The sequence below is a fragment of the Amycolatopsis sp. NBC_01480 genome, from assembly GCF_036227205.1.
Taxonomy (GTDB): Bacteria; Actinomycetota; Actinomycetes; order Mycobacteriales; family Pseudonocardiaceae; genus Amycolatopsis.
On sequence record NZ_CP109442.1, the window covers coordinates 1,510,101 to 1,529,466 of the forward strand.

Here is a 19,366-nt window from a genome sequence, read left to right on the forward strand (position 1 = left end):
ATCATGAACGAACAAACGGTGGCCGACGTGGAACAGCTAGGCAAGGTCTACGGCGACGGCGGGGCCGCGGTGGTCGCGCTGGCCGGGGTGAGCGCCGGCTTCCGGCGCGGCGAGTTCACCGCGATCATGGGCCCGTCGGGCTCGGGCAAGTCGACCTTCATGCACTGCCTGGCCGGGCTGGACAAGCCCACCACGGGGAAGGCGCGGATCGCGGGGATCGACCTGGGCTCGCTGGACGACGAGAAGCTCACGCGCGTGCGCCGCGAGAAGATCGGCTTCGTCTTCCAGTCCTTCAACCTGCTGCCGACGCTGAGCGCCTGGGAGAACATCATCCTGCCGTTGTCGCTGTCCGGCCGGCAGCCGGACCGGGCCTGGGCCGACCGGGTGATCACGGCGATGGGCCTCGGCGACCGGCTCGAGCACCGGCCCGCGCAGCTTTCCGGCGGACAGCAGCAGCGCGTCGCGTGCGCGCGGGCGCTGATCACCCGGCCGGAGCTCATCGTCGCCGACGAGCCCACCGGGAACCTCGACTCCCGCTCCGGCGCGCAGATCCTCGGCCTGCTCCAGCGCTGCGCCCGCGAGTGGCGGCAGACCGTGCTCATGGTGACGCACGACCCCACCGGACCGGACCAGGTCGCGCTCGACCGGTTCACCGCCGAACGCGCGGGTTACCAGGTCGGCGACCAGGTGCGGGTGATCGTCAACGGGGCCGTGCGCCAGGTCAAGGTCACCGGCATCTTCACCGCCGACGACGCGCGGCTCGCCGGGGGCGGCACGCTGGTCGCGTTTGACCTCAAGACCGCGGGCGCGCAGTTCGCCCCAGCAGGCGGCTACACGACGGCCGACCTGGTGGCCGCGCCCGGCGTCAGCCAGGACGCGATCGCCACCAGTGTCCGCGCCGCGCTGCCGCGAACGTTCATCGCCGAAACGGGGACCTCGCTCAACTCCGCCCCGGCGGACAGCAAGCTCATCGAAATCCTGCTGCTGTTCGCCGCCGTGGCCCTCTTCGTCGCGGTTTTCTTGGTGGCCAACATGTTCACCATGCTCGCCGCGGCCCGCGCCCGGGAAAACGCGCTGCTGCGCGCGGTCGGCGCGTCACGCCGGTACGTGCTCCGGAGCGTGCTCGCCGAAGCCGCTGTGCTCGGCCTGATCGCGACGGTCCTCGGCTACCTGCTCGGGATCGGCGTGGCCGCGGTGCTCAACCGCGGGTTCTCCGTGATCAACGGTCCCGACGTGCCGCTGCGGGTGTTCAGCGCCGGCGCGCTGGCCGCCGCGCTCGGCGTCGGTGTCGGCGTGACGATGATCGCCGCGTACGTCCCGGCCCGGCGCGCCGCCGCGATCCCGCCGATCGCGGCGCTGCGGTCCGGGCTGCCGCCGACCGCGAAGTCGTTGCGCCGCCGGAACATCATCGGTGTGGTGACCTTCCTGCTCGGCGCGATGGTCACCGCGGCCGGGATCGAGTCGCAGGACCTGATGTACCTCGGCGCGCCGCTGCTCATGCTCGGGCTGATCGTGCTGACCCCGTGGCTGGGCCTCGGCCTGACCAAGCTCTTGCGCGGCCCGTTGACCAGGCTTTCCGGCATGCGCGGCACGCTGGCCGTGGAGAACACGCGCCGCAACCCGCGCCGGACCGCCGCCACCGCCGCGACGCTGATGATCGGGCTGTCCGTCTGCGCGGCGGTCACCGTGATGATCTCCTCGGTCGCGGCGAAGGACGCGAAGGAAACTGCGGCCGGCGACAACGCCGACATCCACGTCACCGCGATCCCGTTCTCCGACCTCAGCTCCGGCACTACCACCGACCTCGCGAAGGTGCCCGGCGTGCAGGCGGTCAGCCCGCTCACACCGGTTTCGGTCAAGCTCGGGGAGCGCCGGTTCCTTCAGCTGACGGCGGTCGATCCGGGCAGTGCCAAGGATTTCCTGCCGCTGACGGTCCAGGCGGGCTCACTCGAACGGCTGGCCGACGGCATCGCGGTCTCAACGGCGACAGCTGCGGAGTACGACCTCAAGGTCGGCTCCGAGGTGTCCGGGCCGCTCCAGTCGCTGGGCGCGGCGGACCAGCCGGTGTCGCTGCCCGTCGTGGCGGTCTACAACGCCCCGGAGTCCGTCGATCAGAGGGCGCTGATCCCGGCTCGGCTCGCGCCGAAAACCGCTTCGCCGCAGACGATTCTGGTGAAGGCCGCTCCCGGCCAGGATCCGGTGGCGCTGCGCGAGCGGATCCAGCGGACGCTCGCGAACCCGGTGCTGACAGTGCAAACCCGCGCCGAGGCCGCCGACGCGGCGAGCAGTCAAGCCGAGGAATTCCTCAACATCCTGTACGCGCTGCTGAGCGTTTCGGTGCTGATCGGCGCCCTCGGCGTGGTGAACACCATGACGATGTCCACGATGGAGCGAGTGCGCGAGATCGGGCTGCTGGGCGCGGTCGGGCTCGGCCGCAAGCAGGTCGGTTCGGTGCTGCGCTGGGAGTCGGTGATCACCGCGATGCTCGGCGCCGTGATCGGGCTGGTGGCCGGGTGCGCGCTCGGCGCGATGGGCGTGCTGAGCCAGAAGGGCGTTCCGCTCGCGGTGCCGTGGGCGCAGCTGGGCGTGTTCGTGCTGGTGACGTTGGTGATCGGGGTTCTCGCTTCGCTGTGGCCGGCCCGGACCGCCGCCCGCACGCCGATCCTGACCGCGATCCACAGCGACACCGAGTAGCCGGTGCGCACCCGGGCAGGGCGTGAAGGTGCCTGCCCGGGTGCCGCGCCGCCCGTTACGCCGTGACGGTCAGGCTCTGCTTGAAGAAGTCGGCCAGCTTCGCGACCGCGGGCATGACGTACTCGTCCTTGTCATAGAGGTCGTTGTGCACGGCGCCTTCGATCCAGTGCAGCTCCTTCGGGCCGGTCGCCTTCTGGAACGCTTCGACGCTCATCCAGGAGGTCACCGCGTCGCGTCCGACGATCATGAGCAGTGGGCGCGGGGCGATCAGCTCCACTGCGTGGAAGGCGTCGAAGGTGGCGATCCGGTCGACGCTGGTCCAAGCCAGCGCCTTGGCCGAACGGGGGTGCCCGGCGCGCGGAGTGCAGTAGTACTCCCAACCTTCGTAGACGTGCGGACCGGCCGCGCGGGCCTGTTCCTCGGTGTCGGGGAAGAGCTTGAACATCCGGACGTCCTCGCCGCCGGCTTCGGCAGTGCGGGCGGCCGCGGCCGCGCCGAGCATGCTCTGGAAGACGGCCGGGTCCTGGGCACCGTCGGCGCCCAAGCGGAACTGGCGGGCGATGTCGACGGCGCTGACCGTGCCGAGGGCCCTGACGCGGTGGTCGGTCGCGGCAGCGGCCAGGCCGTACCCGCCGGACGCGCAGATGCCCAGGATCCCGATGCGCTCGGCGTCGACCTCGTCACGGGTGGTCAGGTACGAGACTGCGGCCTTGAGGTCCTCGATCCGGTGCGCCGGGTCCTCCAGGCCGCGCGGCTCACCCTCGCTCTCGCCCTGGTACGCGGCGTCGAAGGCGAGCGTGACAAAGCCCTGTGCGGCGAGCCGCTCGGCGTACAGGCCGGCAGCCTGCTCCTTGACGCCGCTGCCCGGGTGGCCGACGACCAGGGCCGGGCCGGGGGCGGCCTCACCGTCCGGGAGGTACAGGTGGCCGGCGAGATTCAGCCCGGCGCTGGGGAAAGTGACGGAATTCCTCATGGGTGACGCTCCCTTTCACTGGGACTCGGGCTCACGGGGTGCGGCCCGCTTCCCCAAGATCGCCCCGCCCGGCCCGCCGTCACCAGGGAGGGATTTGCCTATGGAGTCCAGTACCAGGCGCGCGGCCCGGATCGCGCTCACACTGGGGCCATGGTTTCCGATGAGCTGGGCGATTTCCTGCGCGCCCGCCGCGCCGCGCTCGACCCGCGGACGGCGGGCCTGCCCGACGACGGCCGCCAGCGCCGTGTCCCGGGCCTGCGCCGGGAGGAGCTGGCCCAGCTCGCGCACGTGAGCGTCGACTACATCGTCCGGCTGGAGCAGGGCCGCACCCGCAGCGTCTCCCGCCCGGTCCTCGACGCGCTCGCCGACGCGTTGCGGCTCGCCCCGGACGAGCGGGACTACCTGTTCACCGTCGCCGACGTCGTCCATCCGCCCCGGACGGCCGCCCGACCCGGTGTCGCCGCCCACCTGCGGCAACTGCTGGACACCATGCACGACGTGCCCGCCATCGTGCTGCACCGGGGCATGGACGTGCTGGCCTGGAACCGCGGCGCCGTCGCCCTGCTCACCGATTTCGGCAAGCTGCCCCCGGCCGAGCGCAACCTGATCCGGCTCACCTTCCTCGACCCGGGCTTCCGCGCGCTCTACGCGGACTGGCCCCGCGCCGCCCGCGAATGCGTCGCCGCCCTGCGGATGGAGGCCGGCCGGAACCCGCACGACCGCGCGCTGAGCGACCTGGTCGGCGAGCTGAGCGTGCACGACGCCGACTTCCGCGCCTGGTGGGCCGGGCACCAGGTCCGCGGGCCGCGGCAGCTCACCAAGACCTACCACCACCCCGTCGTCGGCTCGCTCACCCTCGACGTCCAGCAGTTCACTGTGGACACTCATCCGGACCAGCTGCTCGTCGCCTACACCGCGGAACCCGATTCCCCGGCGCACGAAGCACTGCGGTTCCTGCTGCAGTGGTCGGCACCCGAGCAGCACGCTCCTGTGGTGCCGAGCGAACGCGCGCCCGAATGACGTACGGCTACTGCGGAGTCGACAGCTGAACGAACTCCGGGGTCTCACCCAGCCGGACCCGCACCGCCTTGCTCACCGGATCACCGCGCTCGTCGAACGAGATCATGCCGCTCGCGCCCGGGACGGCGAGGGTGCCGTACAGCCGGTTCTTCGCCTGGAGCACGTCCTGCGCGGTCACCCGGGCGGGCGCGGCCCCCGGGGATCTGGCGGATCCCCCACACCACGGTGAGCACGGCGTCGTGCGCGAGGATGGCGACGCCGTCGTCCAGCCGCTCCTGCGGGAACAACGCCTGGAAGCAACCCGTGCAGCAGGGTTCCTGGAAGTTGGCCACCGCGGTTTTGTCGAACGCGTTCGGCTCGCTGGTCCAGGCCTGCGGATGGGCCGGCCCGGGGGCGAACACCGTGACGTTCGATCGCTGGCCGCGCCGCATCTCCGGGCCCGGCGGGCCGCATCTCCAGGCCCGGCGGGCCGCTCTGCGCCAGGTCGCCGGTCAGCTGCCCAGACCGATCTCCTCCTCACCGTCCCAACGCGAACTCCTGCTCACCGTCGTCCATGCGAACTCCTCCTCACCGCCCCAGCGCGATCTCCTCCTCTCCGTCCTACATCCGAACTCCTTGCCGCTGCTCCCTTCGCAGGCGCGCGTCACGATATTGGAGTCCTGCCGCGTGAGCGATGCTCCTTCACCCGTCCCACCAATGCGGCACAACACGTTGTCGAGGCGGCATCGAAGCGGCGCCGGCACCGTCCGAAGCCCCGAATCAAACCGCCGCTCAGTGCCCGGCGAACTCGACCATCTCGCTAGTCAGCACCGTCACCCCCTCCGCGGAAAGCTCAGCCTCAACAGCTTTCGAGGTCGCAGCAGCAGGCTCACTACCGTCGTAAGTCGCGTGCGCATCGGACACCAGAGTCACCGGGTGACCGCGACGGAGGGCCGCCAGCGACGTCGCGCGTACGCAGAACTCGCTCTGCATCCCCGCCACCACCAACGGCGCCGAAGGAGGCAGCAGACTCGCCAATGTGGTGCCGTCGAACGAATCCGGAGTCTCTTTGTCCACAATGTGCTCGCCCTCCTGCGCGTCGTGGATCAGGGCCCAGCCAGGTGAACCGGGCACGTCGGGATCGCCGTCTGTGCCGTTGTTGCGCACGTGCACGACGAGGGCACCAGCCGAGCGCGCGCGGGCCAGCACCGCGGCGATCGCCGGCCCCACTGTGTCGGCAGCGGGCACCGGCTCAGGCGGGCGGAGCATGTTGTTCTGGACGTCGATGAGAAGCAGTACTGGAGTCATACCGAGAGCATCGCACCCACCACCGACAAAAACGGCTCCGCGCCACTGTGGACGTTCAGTCCGGCATGACGTCGTAGCCCAGTTCGGCCAGCAGGGCGGCATTGTGTTCGCCCACGTCGGGGATGGGGTCGAGGCGTGGTTCGCGGCCCGCGACCGTCACCGGCGGCACAAGCGAGCGCAGCGGCCCGGCCGGTGAGCCGACCTCGCCCCAGCGCCCTCGTTCGGTGAGCTGCGGGTGCTCGGCCAGCTGGGCGATCCCCCGTAACCGCGCGTTGGCGATCGACGCCGCGTCGAGCCGGTCGAGGACCGTGGCCGAGTCGAGTGGGGCGAACGCCGCCTCGATGACGGCACGCAGCTCTTCGCGGTTCTCAGAGCGGAAGTCGTTGGTGGCAAATGAATCCACCAGCTCCGGCTGCTCCAGAACGTCCGCGCAGAGCCGCCGCCACTCGCGGTCGTTCTGGACGGCCAGGAAAATCGTCTCGCCGTCGCCGCAGGTGAACGGGCCGTACGGGGCGATGGCCGCGTGCGAAAGTCCCGTTCGCGCCGGCTGGGTGCCCCCGTACACAGTGTAGTAGAGCGGGAAGCCGACCCATTCGGTGAGTGCGTCGAAGAGGGAGACCTCGAAGGCCTGGCCGCGGCCGGTGCGCTCGCGTTCGTACAGCGCGGAAAGCACGCCGCTGTAGGCGTACATGCCGCCGGCGATGTCGGCGACCGGAATGCCGGTTTTCGCGGGCTGGTCCGGGGTGCCGGTCAGCGCGGGGACGCCGGTTTCGCACTGCACCAACAGGTCGTAGGCCTTTTTGTCGCGGTACGGGCCGTCGGTGCCGTAGCCGGAGATGCCGCAGACGATCAGGCGCGGGTGCTCGGCCAGCAGCCGCCCGGCGCCGAGGCCGAGCCGCTCCGCCGCGCCGGGTGCGAGGTTCTGCACGAAGACGTCCGCGCGCGCCAGCAGTTCGTCCAGCACCTGTCGCTGACCGGGTGCTTTCACGTCGAGCGCGAACGACTCTTTGTTGCGGTTGAGCCAAACGAAGTGACTCGACAGGCCGTGCACCGTCGCGTCGTAGGACCGTGCGAAATCGCCCGCACCCGGCCGTTCGATCTTGATCACCCGCGCGCCGAGGTCGGCGAGCTGCCGCGTCGCGAACGGCGCCGCGACGGCCTGTTCCAGCGAAACAACGGTGATTCCGGACAGTGGCAGCATGCGAAGTCCTTTCCACGAGACCTGCCGACGAGGGTAGGTGCCCGCGGCCGCCTGGCCACCGGAAGTTCGAGGCCGGGCCCGCAAACCACGGGCCCGGCCGAGCCCGCCGCCCCGACGGTGGGGGAGGAACCGCGACGGCGGGCTACTCCTCACGTACCCGACCGACGGCGTCCTCAATCGTGTGACGTCACTCCGCTGCTCTGGGCAGCGTTTACCGACCCTTCAGATTCACTGCGGGCCTGGCGGATCGTGGTCAGCGGTCGTCCGGCCGACGGGGATTCTTTCCCGGTTCATCCTCGGGAGGCCGGGTGCCCCGCCCCCACCGCCGACGCTCCGGCGGCCCGACCAGCCTGCGCCCGCGATCAACGTTGCCCGCCGCCGGTACGCCTGACTGCGGCTCGACGGGCTGGTGGCGCCGGTCGCCCGCTTCGTGTTCCTGGTCGACCAGGCGGAGACGGGGGTTGCCGGGCCAGTCGTGCTCGCTGTCGCTACCCGGATGACCCTTGCGGACCGGGTTGCTGGTCTCGTTGCGCGAATCGTCGTTGTGGACGGGGTTACGGGTCTCGTCCACGGAGAGAGGGCGCTGAGCACCGGGCTGGTGGGACGGCATCGAGCTGAAACTCGCGGCGTCGCGGTTCGTCCTGAGGGACGGTGAGTTGCGGGGTTGTGGCAAGCCGGCGTCGGGCCACGTCGTGGTATCGGGAGTTCGCCGGGTTCGGCCCGGGCCGGTGTGACGAAGGTCCGGCAGGTAGACCGGCTGGGTCGGCGTGGTGCCGGAGGAGTCGAAGTGTTCCGGCGCAGCGGGTTGGGACGCACGCGGCTGCGATGCGCTCGCCTGCGCGGCCGGGCCCGCTGCCGGGTGGGGATAGCTACCCGCGGCAGACGTCGGTGCGATGCCCTGCCGAGCTGGCTGCGGACGTTCCCAACCACTGGCCTCTTCCTGACGCGGCTGCGGGCGGCCTGCACCAGTAGCCATCGAGGGACTGTCGCCCCTGGGCGGGTGCTGATGATCCCGACCGGCAGCCCTCGGCGCGCTCTGCTCGGGTGCGGCGCGGGAATCGTTCGCGCGAGCCGACTCCGGGCCGCGACGCTCTGGGGCCAACGGCGGGCGGTTCGCAGCACGCACCGCCGGGTTGCGGTCCTCCAGAGCCGGGGGTGCGGGGCTGTCGGCAGCACGGTGACCATCCGGCGCCGAGGGGACGCGGGTCGCACCATCGGCCGCGTCGTGGCGGGACGGTGCGGGGGGTGTGGGGCCCGCGTTGTCGGCCGTGCGGTGGTGGTCCAATGGCGGGGTGGGGAGCGGCGCCAAGTAGGGGCGGTTTCGCGATGGGTCCCGTGGTGGGGTGAGGCGGGTGGTGGGGTTCGGGACTGGGCGTTGACGGGCTGTGGGGTAGCGGGCGAACGGGTCGTCCGTGGTGTCTGGGCTGGTGCGAGAGCCCGAGCTGGAAGCAGACGGCAAAGGCGAGCGGGAGGCGGCGCGGCGACGTGAGCCTGAGCGACGGGCAGCGCGAGAGGCGGAGCGCGAGCCAGCGCCAGAGGCAGAGGCAGAGGCAGAGGCGGCAGTGGTGCGCGAGTCAAGATCAGAGCGGGAGGCAGAGGCAGAGCTGGCGCCCGACCCAGAACTGGAGCTGGGGCCGGAGGCGGCGCGGGAACGCCAGTCGGAGACGGAAGCGGCGGTGGCGCGCGCGGCACGGCGGCGCAGGACGATCAGCACCGCGACCACTACGAGCACGACAGCGCCCACGGCCACTGCCCACCAGGCTGTCATCCGCGCGGCTCCCGTCGTTGTGCGGTCGCCGCAAGGATGCCCGGTGCGGGCATGATCAACCGAAGCACCACACGCGTGAGTGACACCCGGCCGGGGAAGGCTATTCGTAGACGACGTAGGCGGGCGTCGGGGTCAGGGCCAGGACTTCGGCGGGGGTCATCAGGGCTGCGCCGTGACGGGTGTCCTCCTGGAAGAAGAGTTTGAAGCCCGGCTGGACGTGCGGGGGTTTGGTCGCCATCAGCCGCTTCCAGGTGGCCTTCTTCGCGCCGGCGCTGCCGATTCCGTCGACGATCTTCACCACCGACACCCCCGGGTGCGCGCGCAGGCCTGCTTCGTCACTGACGATCGAGGGCGCGACCTGGTGGTAGGCCATGATCTTGTCCGGCAGGTGCCGGGTGCGCGCGAACTCGCCCAGGTACGCGGCGACGCCGTCCAGCTCGGCGCCGGTCGTGCGGCCGAACTTCTGCCCCGGTATGACGCCGGGCTCCACCGCCCACTCCGGGTCCAGCGCGACGCCGACGTCCGGCTCCGCCAGCCAGTGTTCGTACGCCTGCACCTCGGGCAGGAAGTCGGCGCGGCCGGGCTGGATGTTGAGCAGCAGTACGCCCTTCAACGCGCGCGCCTCGTCGAGGTACTCGCGCACGGTCTCGTCCGACGCGCGGCTGCGGAACATTCCGTCGGGACCCGGCGTGCGGTGCGCGGCAGTGGCGATCAGCTCGACGACTGGTGTCACCGGCCGGTACTTGGGGAAAGTCCCGATCTGGTTCGTCAGTTCCCGGCCGGCTGCGGCCAGGTCGCCCGTCATCTCGCCGAGTGCCTTCGCTCCCGGGGCGCCGCAGAAGCCGACGAGCAGGCTTGTGGCCAGGGCGTTCGGTGGAGGTGGTGGGAGCGTCTGCCGCGGAGGCGGTGACGGCCGGGGTGACGGCGGCTCTGCTCGCGGCTGGACGTCCTGTGGCGGCGCGCCGCACGCGCTCGCGGCGAGTCCGGTGAGCACCGTCATGAATACCGCTCGACGGGTGAACTCCCAACCCATTCTCATCCGCGCCTCCGATCGAGAATTCCTTACCTTCAAAGGGAAGTACCCGAAGATCGATAGATCGAACCCTCCGGCTGATCAGCTGAGGTTCCGGGAAATTGGCTTCAGCAAAGGGAATTATCGAATACTTTGCGGTGTAACAGAATCCGGTCCGCCGAGGAAAATGTGGTAGTGCTTATATAAGCCCTGTTAGACTCTTGGGCATGGCTGAGGAAGACATCGCGGACCCGACCGAGCAGAGCGCCTGGCGACCGCTGCGACTGTTGCAGGCCGCGATGGACGACGACATCGCTCGGCTCTACACCGAGCGTGGCATCGACGGCCTCAAGCCCAGCTACGTGATGGAGCTGCTGCGTCTGCACGCGCGCGGGCCGATGACCATCACGGAGCTGGCCGCGTCCGTCGACCGGACTCACTCCGCGCTGAGCCAGAAGGTCGCGGCGATGCGGAAGGCCGGCCTGGTCACAACCGCCACCGGCGACGACGCCCGCAGCAAGAAGGTGACCCTGACCCCCAAGGCGGCGGACACCGTCGACCGGCTGGCCGCCGAGTGGCGCGCGACGGAGGCCGCGCTCGCCGAGCTCGAAGATGAGATCCCGTACGCGCTCAGCAAGGTTGTCGTTGACCTCGAGAAGGCGTTGCAGCGCAAGAGTTTTCACGATCGCATTGCCGAGAAGCTCGCCGGGGACGACGCCTGGACCTGAGCAGAGATCCGAGCGGTGGCACGAGTAGCGAGCTGAAGGTCGGTCCGCAAGCTGGCCTCGATCATCGGCGCTACACGGCAGCCAAGACGGCGAGGTAAGGAGTCGCCCAGGCTCAGTGAGAGCGGCGCCCAGGACACCGGCGCGCGCACCGGCCAAACAAGGAGCACAAGGCGGCAGCTCAAACGATAGCCCGGGCGGCGACACGAGTCCGCGACGCAAGCGTCGGCGCGAGGAGTGGCCGAGACTCAGCCATGACGGTGCACCGCATCAGCCCGCGCTTCGGCCAAGGCAGGAGCACAACCCGCGGACGCAAGCGTCGATGCGAGGAGTGGCCGAGGCCTGGCAAGAGCCGCGACCCGGGCACCGCGCCGGCCAATGCCGCGGCACAAAGGCCAGCCCGAGCGGTGGCACGAACCGCAGAACAAGCGGCGACCGAGCGCAGGACCCGCGCGGCTACCCCAGCAGCTCCGGACGGCGCCATGGGAGGCCGCGGACGTGGTGGTCGGCGAAGGCGAGGATGGTTTCGTACCAGAGTTTGACGTGGCCGGGGGCGAGGGTGAAGTGGTCTTCGTCCGGGAAGTACAGAAATTTGTGCGGGGTGCTGCCGTCTTCGGACTTCGAGCGGGACAGCAGGGCCCACCAGAGGGACAGGGCCTCGCCGATGGGGCAGCGGTAGTCGCGGACGCCGTGGGTGATGAGCATCGGGGTGGTGATGGCGTCGGCGAACTGGTGGGGGGACGAGGCTTGCGCGGTCTCCGGGGTCATCTCACGTTGGAAGAAGTGGGCGAGGTCGGCGGCTTGGCTCTGTTGCTGGAGGTTCCACATCGAGGCGTGGCTGATGATCGCGGAGAAACGGTCGGTCTGGGTCGCGATCCAGTTGGCCATGAAGCCGCCGAAGGAAGCGCCCATGGCTGCCGCACGGTGGGGGTCGATGTCCGGGCGGGCTTGGGCGGCGTCGGTGAGGGTCAGCAGGTCGGTGTACGGCGTGCCGCCCCATTGGCCCCAGCCACGCCGGATGAACTCGACGCCGTAGCCGGTCGAGAGTGCGAAGTCCGGTAGCAGCACCGCATAGCCGCGCGCGGCGAACAGCCACGGGCTCCAGCGCCACGACCAGGCTTTCGCCGAGCTGACCGGGCCGCCGTGGATCAGCACGACCAGTGGCGCGGGCGCGTCCTCGGCCGGGTGCTCGGGCAGCACCAGCCAGCCTCGGATCTCCGTGCCGTCCGACGCCGTGGTGACGACCTCCTCCAGCCGACCGGGCAGGTCCAGCGGCGCCACCGGGCTCGGCAGCTCCTCGAACCCACCACCGGACCCATCAGCGAACGCGCCGGGGATCCGGCCGACCGACCCGCCAGAGAGCCCACCACCGGACACACCGGAGGACTCACCAGCGAACCCGCCGGAGAGCCCGACAGCCGCCCCATCAGCGGGCCTACCAGCGAACGCGCCGGAGATCCGCTCAGCGGACCCACCAGAGAGCCCACGGCCGGACACACCGGAGGACTCACCAGCCAACCCACCGGAGGACTCACCACCGGACACTCCAGAGAGCCCATCAGGCAACTCACCAGAGGACTCACCAGCGAGCGCGCCAGAGGGCCCACCGGCGGACACAGCAGAGAGCCCGACAGCCGCCCCACCAGAGGGCCCACCACCGGACCCAGCAGCGAACCCGCCAGAGCCGCCCGCACCGGCACGCAGGTCGATCCGCACAGGGATTCGGGGGCTGTCCATGGCTGCGCGTGACGCGTACGCCCACTGCCCGTCCGGCGAGACCTGCGCGTCCGGATACGCGCCATGGTCCGCAGTCAGCCGTGTGACCACCCCAGTCGTCACGTCGACCCGCCACAGCGGGGCCCGGCCGTGGTCGTCGGCGACCGTCAGCAGGGCGGAGCCGTCCGGGGTCCAGCACACCGACTCCGGACGCCGGTCCCAGTCCTCGGCCAGGATCCGTGCCTTGCCGCCCTCCAGCGGGATGAGGCCGAGCCAGCAGTCGCTGGGGGCTTCCGGGGTAAACCTGCGGCTGACGATCACGGCCACTTGTGTGCCGTCGGGCGAGAACCGCGGGCTCGCGTACTCGTGGGCGGCGTCGTCGGCGAGGGTGCGGCGCTCGCCGGTGGCCACGTCGATCGCGACCAGCGTGTAGCGCTGCGAGCCGCCTGGTTCGGCCACTGCCCAGGTGGTGACCACGGTGCGGCCGTCCGGGCTGATCTCCCAGGTGCAGACGTCGTCCAGCGCGCGCCCGACGTGCCCGGTCAGGTCGCGCAGCTCCAGGTCCCCGTCGGTCAGCTGGCCGGTGAACAGCCGGGTGCGCGCCGGGCCGATGTCGTGGTTCCAGAACCGCACGGGGAACTCCTCGTGCAGCAGCGCCGTGACCCCCGCGTCCGCCCGCCCCGTGCGCAGCTCCCGGTCACTCGCGTCGTCGGTCGCCGACGGCAGCCTGCCCGACCCGAGCACCACCGTCCCCGTGCCGCTGACCGAAACTCCCCGCACCCCACCGGAAGGCGACACCAGCATCCGCGCCTCGCCGCCGTCCGCGGGCAGCAGCCACAACGCGGGCTCGCCGGAGCGCGACGACACGAACAGCAGATCGCCGGACGGGGTGAACCCGGCCGCAGACTCGCCGACCGCGCCCAGCGTGAGCCGACGCGGTGGACGCCCGCCCTCGGGATCCACCTCCCACAACGCCGTGATCTCCCGGCTGCCCGCTTCGTCGAGCGAAGACACGGGCACGACGAGACGCCGGCCGTCGGGGGACAGCCAGAGCCCGGGGGTCAGCCGGGGAAGGCCGACGTAGGCTTCGAGGTCGGTGAAGGGCCCGTTGCGGGCGTCGTCTGCAGCCACCCGTTCTTCCTACCCCAAGCCACCGACAGTTTTCGCCGGATTCAGTGCAATTGGCCCCGTAGCGAGGAAATCCGGTCGACGGCGGCGGTGAAGTCGGCCCGCGGGAGGCTCCCGTCGGTCAGCCCGGCGGCGAGCGCGCTGACCGCGTCGTCCCCTTGCTGCACGTCACGGGCGGACGCCAGGATCAAGTCCATCCCCGCCTTGGCCGCGAGCGTCGCGCGGTTGCCCGTGGCGCCATAATCCTTCAGTGCACCGGCTTCCAGCGCGTCGGTGATCGTGACGCCGTGGAAGTTGTTGTGCTGCCGCAATTCCCGCTCGACGACGGTCGGCGACAGCCCGGCCGGACGGCTGGCGTCCAGCGCCGGGTACACCGCCCACGACAGCATCACCATGTTCACCCACGCGCTGACAGCGGCCGGGTACGGCGCTTCGTCCTTCGCGCGCAGCTCCGAGAGCGGCATGTTCAACGTCACCGGGCCGACGTCGGTGTTCGCGCCGGCCGGAACCGCGCCGAGACCGGGGAAATGCTTCGCCGTGGCAGCGGCGCCCGCGGCCTGCTGCGCGGTGATGAAGTCGTAGCCCAGCTTCGAAACCGTGCCCGGGTCGTTGCTGTACGAGCGGCCGAACTGGTCGATGAAGTTGCCCGCCTGCCGGTAGACGTCCAGCACCGGCGAGAGGTTCACGTTCATCCCGACGCTCTTGAGGTTCTCCCCCGCGCCGGTTCCGGCGGCGCGCGCCGCGGCCTCGGGATCGGCCGCCTGGCCCACCTGCTTCTCCGACAGCGTCGGCTCGCCCGGCAGCCGCCGGACCTTGCCGCCCTCCTGGTCGGTCATCAGCAGCAGCGGCCGGTGCACCGGGCTCTGCGCGGCGGCCGCGCGCAGCTGCTGCACGACACCGGCGATTTGCTGGCTGCTCTGGACGTTCTCGCCGAAGAAGATGACCCCCGCCGCCTCGCCGGCGCGGATGCGCTGCAGCAGCGTGTCCGGCGGGGTGAGGCCGGGGTAGGAATAGATCACCCGCTGGCCGGCCAGCTGCTGCGGGGTCAGTCCGGCCGGGCCGGGGGCGGCGGCCGCGGTGCCGGCCAGTACCGCGACGGCGGCCAGCGCGAGCATGGTCTTCCCGGGCGTGACAAGGCTCATGGTGTGGGGCTCCCTCCAGGTGGCGTTCACGGTAACGCCTTCGGACGGCTGAAGGAAACTTTCCGGCTGATGCACGCCGGATGTCCGGAATCTGCCCGAACGGGTCCCCCCATTCGGCCGCAGAAAGTCCTAAGTGGACGTCAGACCCAGTACGCCACCCGCGACCGGTAGCTGCGCAGCACGGCCAGCGCCAGCGCCCAGCCGGCGATCGTCACGACCCCGGCCACCAGCCAGTGCGTCCAGCTCTGCTGCTGGCCGACCAGCGGCGCCCGGACGATCTCCACGAAGTGGTACACCGGGTTCAGCTGCAGCAGGTCGACGGCGATCGAGCCGAACCCGCTCTTGGCGCCCTGGTTCATCGCCCGCACCTGGTCCATCGACCACATGATGGGCGTGGCGTAGAAGAGCATCGTGATGAAGCTCTGGATCACCGGCGGGATGTCGCGGAACCGGGTGGACACCACGCCGAGCAGCAGCACCACCCACGCGCCGTTGAGCAGGACCAGCGCGAGCGCCGGGATCGCCAGCAGGCCCGCCCAGCTCAAGCCGGGGTGCAGCAGCGCGCCGGGCCGGTCCACGAGGTGGTACGGGTGGTTCAGCTTGCCGAAGAAGACGATCAGCACCACTACGTACACGATCAGGTTGTGCCCCAGGTACAGCGCCTGCCGCCACACCGTGCGCAGCGCGTACACCGAAACCGGGGCCGGCAGCTGTTTGATCAGGCCCTCGTTCGCGATGAACGCCTCGGAGCCCTCGACGATGCAGCCGTTCATGAAGTTCCACAGGATCAGCCCGGTGGTGATGCTCGGCAGCAGCGTGGAGATGGACGTGCCGAACAGCGCCGCGTTCACCACTCCGAGCGCCAGCGCGGTCACGGCCATGCCGACGGTGATCCAGAGTGGACCGAGCGACGAACGCCGGTAGCGCTGCCGGATGTCCTGCCAGGCCAGCATCGCCCACAGCTCCCGCGCGCGCAGCCCGGCGCCCAGATCCGCGAACGCCCGCCGGAAGCTCTTCGACGGGGCATCGACGGCGGCTGTCGGGGTGGCGGTCATCAACCCAACCTAACGACGATTCCGCGCCGCGGCCACCACACCCGAACGCGCCGGTTAGGGTACGTTGGTGGCACCCAGTTTTTTCCTCACCCGCGTAGTGGCCGCGCTCGAGCAGGGCGGCTCCGCCGTGCTGTTCCACCACGAAGACGGTGTGACGACTTACCGCGAGGCGCACCAAATCCTGTTGCGGCTCCACACCGGACTCGGTGACGTCGACGGCGACGTGGTGGCGATCGACGCCCGCAACCGGCCGGAAACCGTGCTGGCCCAGCTCGCCGCGCAGCTGCGGGGCTTCGAGGTGCTGCTGGTGGCCGCGTCGTCGAGCCGGCCCGCGCGGGCCGCGGTCCTCGCGTCGACCGGCGCGACCCTGTTGACCGACAACGATCTCGACCGGCTATCCGGCGCCACACCGTCCACTCCTGACTCACTGCCGTCCGGCGTCACCACGGTCTTCCCCAGCGGCGGCACCACCGGGACGCCCAAGCTGATCCGGCACAGCGGCATCTACGACGGCATGGCGCACATCTTCGCGCCGGACCCGGCCGGGCCGGGCCGCATCCTGGTCACCGCGCCCCTGACGCACATGACCGGCAACGCGGCCGTGCTCGGCGCACTGCTCTGCGGCAACACTGTGGTGCTGCGTAACGCTTTCCAGGCCGAACAGCTGCTCTCCGACATCGCCGGGCACCGCGTCACGTCGCTGTCCCTGACTCCGCCCCGGCTCTCCGCGGTGCTGGACAGCCCGGCGCTGTCGACCACCGACCTCAGCAGCGTGCGGTCACTTTCGCTCGGCGCCGCGCCGCTCTCGCCACAACGGCTGGCTGACGCACTGGCCGTGTTCGGCCCTGTGGTCGGGCAGGGGTACGGGCTCACCGAGGCCCCGATGATCGCCAGCATCTCCGCCGACGAGCTGATCGAGCGGCCCGAACGGCTCGGCTCCGTCGGCCGGATCGTGCCGGGCATGGAGGCCCGGATCGAGGCCGGGCAAGTCCTTGTCCGCGGATTGTCCATGATGGACGGTTACCAGGGCGAGCCCCCGATCGGCGACGGCTGGCTGCCCACCGGCGACCTCGGCTCGTTCGACGACGAGGGTTACCTCTATCTGTCCGACCGCATCGGCGACGTGATCGTAACCGGCGAGCACGGCACGAAAGTCGCGTCGACCACGGTGGAACACACGCTGCTCGCCCATCGGCTGGTCAAAGCGGCGGCGGTTTTCGGCGTCCCCGGCCCCGGCGGCGAGGGCGAGCTGGTGCACGCGGTGGTGGTGACGAGCGGCCCGGTGACGCCGGGCGAACTGCGTGACCACGTCCGGGCCGAGCTGGGCGGCGAGCACTTCGTACCGTCCGAAGTGGAGTTCACCACGGCGCTGCCGCTGACCGCCGTCGGAAAAGTCGACAAACGGTCCCTGCGCGAGCCGTTCTGGGCCGGGCACGACCGCGGTATCGCCTGAAACGGCAAGGAGCCGGAGTGCGTGCGCACCCCGGCTCCTTGCCGTGTTGCCTTACTTGTCGCCGAAGCGGATCGAGACGACCTGCTTGTCGAAGCCGATCGTCGCGAGGTCCGCGACGCTGCTGGTGATCACCATCGACTGGCCGGTGCAGCCCGGGCCCTTCCAGAGCTTCACCGGGCCGCCGTCGAGCTTGATCGAGGAGACCTGCGCCGGCTGCGGAACCGCGACGCAGCCCGGGCCCGAGACGCCGGAGGAACCGTTGGGCTCGCTGAAGTTCGTGCCGCTGTCCAGGATCGCGCTGCCGTTGCCGAGGGTCACCGTGCCCGAGCCGGCCGGGGCCGAGGCGGGGGCCGACGTGCCGGGGGCCGGCTGCGAGGACTGCGGGGCCGGGGTGCCGCCCTTGGGCAGGACCTTGCCGCCGGTCGGCGAGACCGCGAACCAGGTGCCGCCGACGCCCTCGCCGTTGGTGTCGCCGGCCTGCTTGTCACCGCTGAAGCGGTAGACCGGCCAGCCGCCGATGGAGACCTGGCGGCTGCCGTCGGCGCGGGTCAGGATGCCGATCTTCGAGGTGGCCACGCCGTTGACGAAGATGCGCGAGCCCGGCTTCACGAGCACCGGCGGCCAGGTCTTGGCGCAGTCACCGTTGCAGTTGGACGTCGGGGGCTTCGGGCTGTCCTTGTCGAAGCGGTACAGCGTGAAGCCGGCGCCATCGTGGACGATCGGGTTCAGGCCGCCGGCCGAGCCGCGGGTGAGCTGGACCCACTTCATCGCGGCGTCGTCCGTGCGCGGGCCCTTGTAGTCGTCGCCCGCGGTGAGGTCCGCGCCGTTTTCCTTGGCAGTGCCGGTTTTGTAGCCGACGCCCGTCGCCTGGTCGGTGCCCTCCTGGGACTTGCCGGCCTTCGCGCCCTCCGGCGTGACGCCGAACCAGGTGCCGCCCACGCCCTGGCCGTTGGTCTGGCCCGCCTGGGTGTCGCCGCTGTACTTGTAGATCGGCCAGCCGCCCAGCGTCACCTGCATGGTGCCGTCGTCACGCGTCACGAAGCCGACGTCGGACTGGGCCACGCCGTTGAGGAAGAGCTTGGCGCCCTGCTTCAACGTGACCGGCGGCCAGGTCTTGGCGCAGTCACCGTTGCAAGTGGACTTCGGCGGCTTCGGGCTGTCCTTGTCGAAGCGGTAGAGCGTGAAGCCCTTTCCGTTGAGCACCACCGGGTTCAAGCTGCCGGCCGAGCCCGCGTCCAGCTCCACCCACTGCTCGGCCGCGGCGGTGTCCCCGGGGGCGGCGAAGTCGCCGGTGTTCTGCGGCGCGCCATTGGCCGACGCGGTGCCGGTCTGGAAATCGACCGGCGCGATGTTCCCGGCGGGCGCGGCGGCGGTCGGCGTGCCGGCGGTGGAGCCGCAGGCACTCAGCACCGCCACCCCCGTCGCCACTAGGGCAGCGAGCATCGCAACTCGGATACGCATCATTTCGGGATTCTCCCCTGTAAGAGCCCGGGCTTCGGCAGTTCCGGAAGCCTTGATGCCGGGTACACGGATGCCGTCGCGAAAACGGTTCACAGAGGTTTAGTGACGCCGGTCACACTGAATTTCGCGGGTCAGGTGGACGATCGGCTCGCCCGTGACGAGGCGGTGGGTGCGGCCGGTTTTCCGGAAGCCGCTGCGGTGGTAGACGCGAAGCGCGCGTTCGTTTGCCGCGCCGGTCCAGAGCTGGAGCCGCTGGTGACCGCGGCCTCGGGCCGCCTCGGCGATGGCGTCGAGCAACTGCCCGCCGATGCCGCGGCCCCAGTGGCCGGGGTCGACGAACACCATCGACACGTGGCAGAGACCGGGATCGAGGGCCCCGTCGTCGGCGCGGCCCGGCTCGGCCTGCGCCATGCCGACCACTTCAGCGCTCTCGATGGCCACGACCACCAACGCGCCCGGATCCGCGAGCTTCGCGCCCACCCGCGCGAACCGTTGCGCCCCGGGAACCTTTCCCCGGGCGACGTTCGCGCGGCGCCAGCACCGACGAGCGGCGTCGAGCTCGGCGGGCCAACGGCCCGGACTTCGGGCATACCGATGATCTTCGCCTATGGTGGATCCCAGCGACGCGGAGGTGAGCCCGGTGGAGAACCACCCTCTCCGGGGTAACCCCGGGGTGCATGAGGACACGCAGGCACAGCGCCCCGCGCGAGCGCGGCACGCTCCGCGTACAG

15 protein-coding genes and 1 pseudogene are annotated in these 19,366 nt (G+C 70.8%); 5 read left to right on the forward strand and 11 right to left on the reverse strand.

Going from position 1 to position 19,366, the window contains the following annotated elements; translation table 11 throughout:
• Positions 1–3 precede the first annotated feature (3 nt).
• Together OG371_RS07060 and OG371_RS07065 are read left to right on the forward strand one after the other, a co-directional pair.
• Positions 4–618, forward strand: a pseudogene (locus OG371_RS07060) (ABC transporter ATP-binding protein); the annotation flags it as partial.
• A complete protein-coding gene (locus tag OG371_RS07065; RefSeq protein WP_329072925.1) occupies positions 601–2,694 on the forward strand; it encodes an ABC transporter permease in 2,094 nt (697 codons plus the stop codon). The pseudogene OG371_RS07060 and the gene OG371_RS07065, both read left to right, overlap by 18 nt.
• Before the next feature lie 55 nt (positions 2,695–2,749).
• Here the strand turns inward: OG371_RS07065 and OG371_RS07070 are convergent, their stop codons facing one another.
• Positions 2,750–3,667, reverse strand: a complete 918-nt coding sequence (locus tag OG371_RS07070) for an alpha/beta hydrolase (protein WP_329066772.1) — start codon at positions 3,665–3,667, stop codon at positions 2,750–2,752.
• A 150-nt stretch (positions 3,668–3,817) separates the two neighbouring features.
• On the opposite strand from OG371_RS07070, the gene OG371_RS07075 reads away from it, so the two are divergent.
• Entirely contained in the window at positions 3,818–4,687 is an 870-nt protein-coding gene (locus OG371_RS07075; protein ID WP_329066774.1) for a helix-turn-helix transcriptional regulator, read from the forward strand.
• A 7-nt stretch (positions 4,688–4,694) separates the two neighbouring features.
• On the opposite strand, the gene OG371_RS07080 is transcribed toward OG371_RS07075, so the two are convergent.
• The 5 genes from OG371_RS07080 to OG371_RS07100 all read right to left on the reverse strand — a co-directional run bounded on the left by OG371_RS07080 (position 4,695) and on the right by OG371_RS07100 (position 9,943).
• Positions 4,695–4,865 (reverse strand): hypothetical protein, encoded by a 171-nt coding sequence (locus tag OG371_RS07080; RefSeq protein ID WP_329066776.1) that lies wholly within the window; start codon positions 4,863–4,865, stop codon positions 4,695–4,697.
• A gap of 593 nt (positions 4,866–5,458) precedes the next feature.
• Positions 5,459–5,974, reverse strand: coding sequence for an isochorismatase family protein (locus tag OG371_RS07085; protein WP_329066778.1), 516 nt, complete (start codon positions 5,972–5,974; stop codon positions 5,459–5,461).
• A 55-nt stretch (positions 5,975–6,029) separates the two neighbouring features.
• On the reverse strand, positions 6,030–7,175 hold the full coding sequence (locus OG371_RS07090) for a CaiB/BaiF CoA transferase family protein (protein ID WP_329066780.1): 1,146 nt from the start codon (positions 7,173–7,175) through the stop codon (positions 6,030–6,032).
• A gap of 253 nt (positions 7,176–7,428) precedes the next feature.
• Positions 7,429–7,746: a hypothetical protein gene (locus tag OG371_RS07095; RefSeq protein WP_329066781.1), complete on the reverse strand. Its 318-nt coding sequence runs from the start codon at positions 7,744–7,746 to the stop codon at positions 7,429–7,431.
• A 1,297-nt stretch (positions 7,747–9,043) separates the two neighbouring features.
• On the reverse strand, positions 9,044–9,943 hold the full coding sequence (locus tag OG371_RS07100; protein ID WP_329066783.1) for a hypothetical protein: 900 nt from the start codon (positions 9,941–9,943) through the stop codon (positions 9,044–9,046).
• A 239-nt stretch (positions 9,944–10,182) separates the two neighbouring features.
• Here OG371_RS07100 and OG371_RS07105 point away from each other — a divergent pair, with 239 nt between their 5' ends.
• Positions 10,183–10,683: a MarR family winged helix-turn-helix transcriptional regulator gene (locus OG371_RS07105; protein ID WP_329066784.1), complete on the forward strand. Its 501-nt coding sequence runs from the start codon at positions 10,183–10,185 to the stop codon at positions 10,681–10,683.
• A 453-nt stretch (positions 10,684–11,136) separates the two neighbouring features.
• On the opposite strand, the gene OG371_RS07110 is transcribed toward OG371_RS07105, so the two are convergent.
• From OG371_RS07110 to wzm, 3 genes are all read right to left on the reverse strand, one after another.
• The gene (locus tag OG371_RS07110; RefSeq protein WP_329066787.1) at positions 11,137–13,527 is read right to left on the reverse strand and encodes a S9 family peptidase; all 2,391 of its coding nucleotides are present in this window, start codon (positions 13,525–13,527) and stop codon (positions 11,137–11,139) included.
• Positions 13,528–13,568: 41 nt separating this feature from the next.
• Entirely contained in the window at positions 13,569–14,666 is a 1,098-nt protein-coding gene (locus OG371_RS07115; RefSeq protein WP_329066789.1) for a glycoside hydrolase family 3 N-terminal domain-containing protein, read from the reverse strand.
• A 140-nt stretch (positions 14,667–14,806) separates the two neighbouring features.
• Complete coding sequence (wzm, locus tag OG371_RS07120) at positions 14,807–15,721, reverse strand: galactan export ABC transporter permease subunit Wzm/RfbD (RefSeq protein WP_329066791.1); 915 nt, start codon at positions 15,719–15,721, stop codon at positions 14,807–14,809.
• 67 nt (positions 15,722–15,788) lie between these two features.
• Between wzm and OG371_RS07125 the strand changes: the two genes are divergently transcribed.
• A complete protein-coding gene (locus tag OG371_RS07125) occupies positions 15,789–17,174 on the forward strand; it encodes a class I adenylate-forming enzyme family protein (RefSeq protein ID WP_329066792.1) in 1,386 nt (461 codons plus the stop codon).
• Positions 17,175–17,225: 51 nt separating this feature from the next.
• Here OG371_RS07125 and OG371_RS07130 read toward each other — a convergent pair whose 3' ends face one another.
• Positions 17,226–18,638, reverse strand: a complete 1,413-nt coding sequence (locus OG371_RS07130) for a hypothetical protein (RefSeq protein WP_329066793.1) — start codon at positions 18,636–18,638, stop codon at positions 17,226–17,228.
• Positions 18,639–18,734: 96 nt separating this feature from the next.
• Positions 18,735–19,322 carry a GNAT family N-acetyltransferase gene (locus OG371_RS47355; RefSeq protein ID WP_442876086.1) on the reverse strand — a complete coding sequence of 196 codons (588 nt, stop codon included), beginning with the start codon at positions 19,320–19,322 and terminating at the stop codon, positions 18,735–18,737.
• Between the last annotated feature and the right edge of the window lie 44 nt (positions 19,323–19,366).

Coding starts and splice junctions, on each gene's coding strand:
- OG371_RS07065 (WP_329072925.1), top strand. CDS start 601: ATGGTGACGCACGACCCCACCGGACCGGACCAGGTCGCGCTCGACCGG.
- OG371_RS07070 (WP_329066772.1), bottom strand. CDS start 3,667: ATGAGGAATTCCGTCACTTTCCCCAGCGCCGGGCTGAATCTCGCCGGC.
- OG371_RS07075 (WP_329066774.1), top strand. CDS start 3,818: ATGGTTTCCGATGAGCTGGGCGATTTCCTGCGCGCCCGCCGCGCCGCG.
- OG371_RS07085 (WP_329066778.1), bottom strand. CDS start 5,974: ATGACTCCAGTACTGCTTCTCATCGACGTCCAGAACAACATGCTCCGC.
- OG371_RS07090 (WP_329066780.1), bottom strand. CDS start 7,175: ATGCTGCCACTGTCCGGAATCACCGTTGTTTCGCTGGAACAGGCCGTC.
- OG371_RS07100 (WP_329066783.1), bottom strand. CDS start 9,943: ATGACGGTGCTCACCGGACTCGCCGCGAGCGCGTGCGGCGCGCCGCCA.
- OG371_RS07105 (WP_329066784.1), top strand. CDS start 10,183: ATGGCTGAGGAAGACATCGCGGACCCGACCGAGCAGAGCGCCTGGCGA.
- OG371_RS07115 (WP_329066789.1), bottom strand. CDS start 14,666: ATGAGCCTTGTCACGCCCGGGAAGACCATGCTCGCGCTGGCCGCCGTC.
- wzm (WP_329066791.1), bottom strand. CDS start 15,721: ATGACCGCCACCCCGACAGCCGCCGTCGATGCCCCGTCGAAGAGCTTC.
- OG371_RS07130 (WP_329066793.1), bottom strand. CDS start 18,638: ATGATGCGTATCCGAGTTGCGATGCTCGCTGCCCTAGTGGCGACGGGG.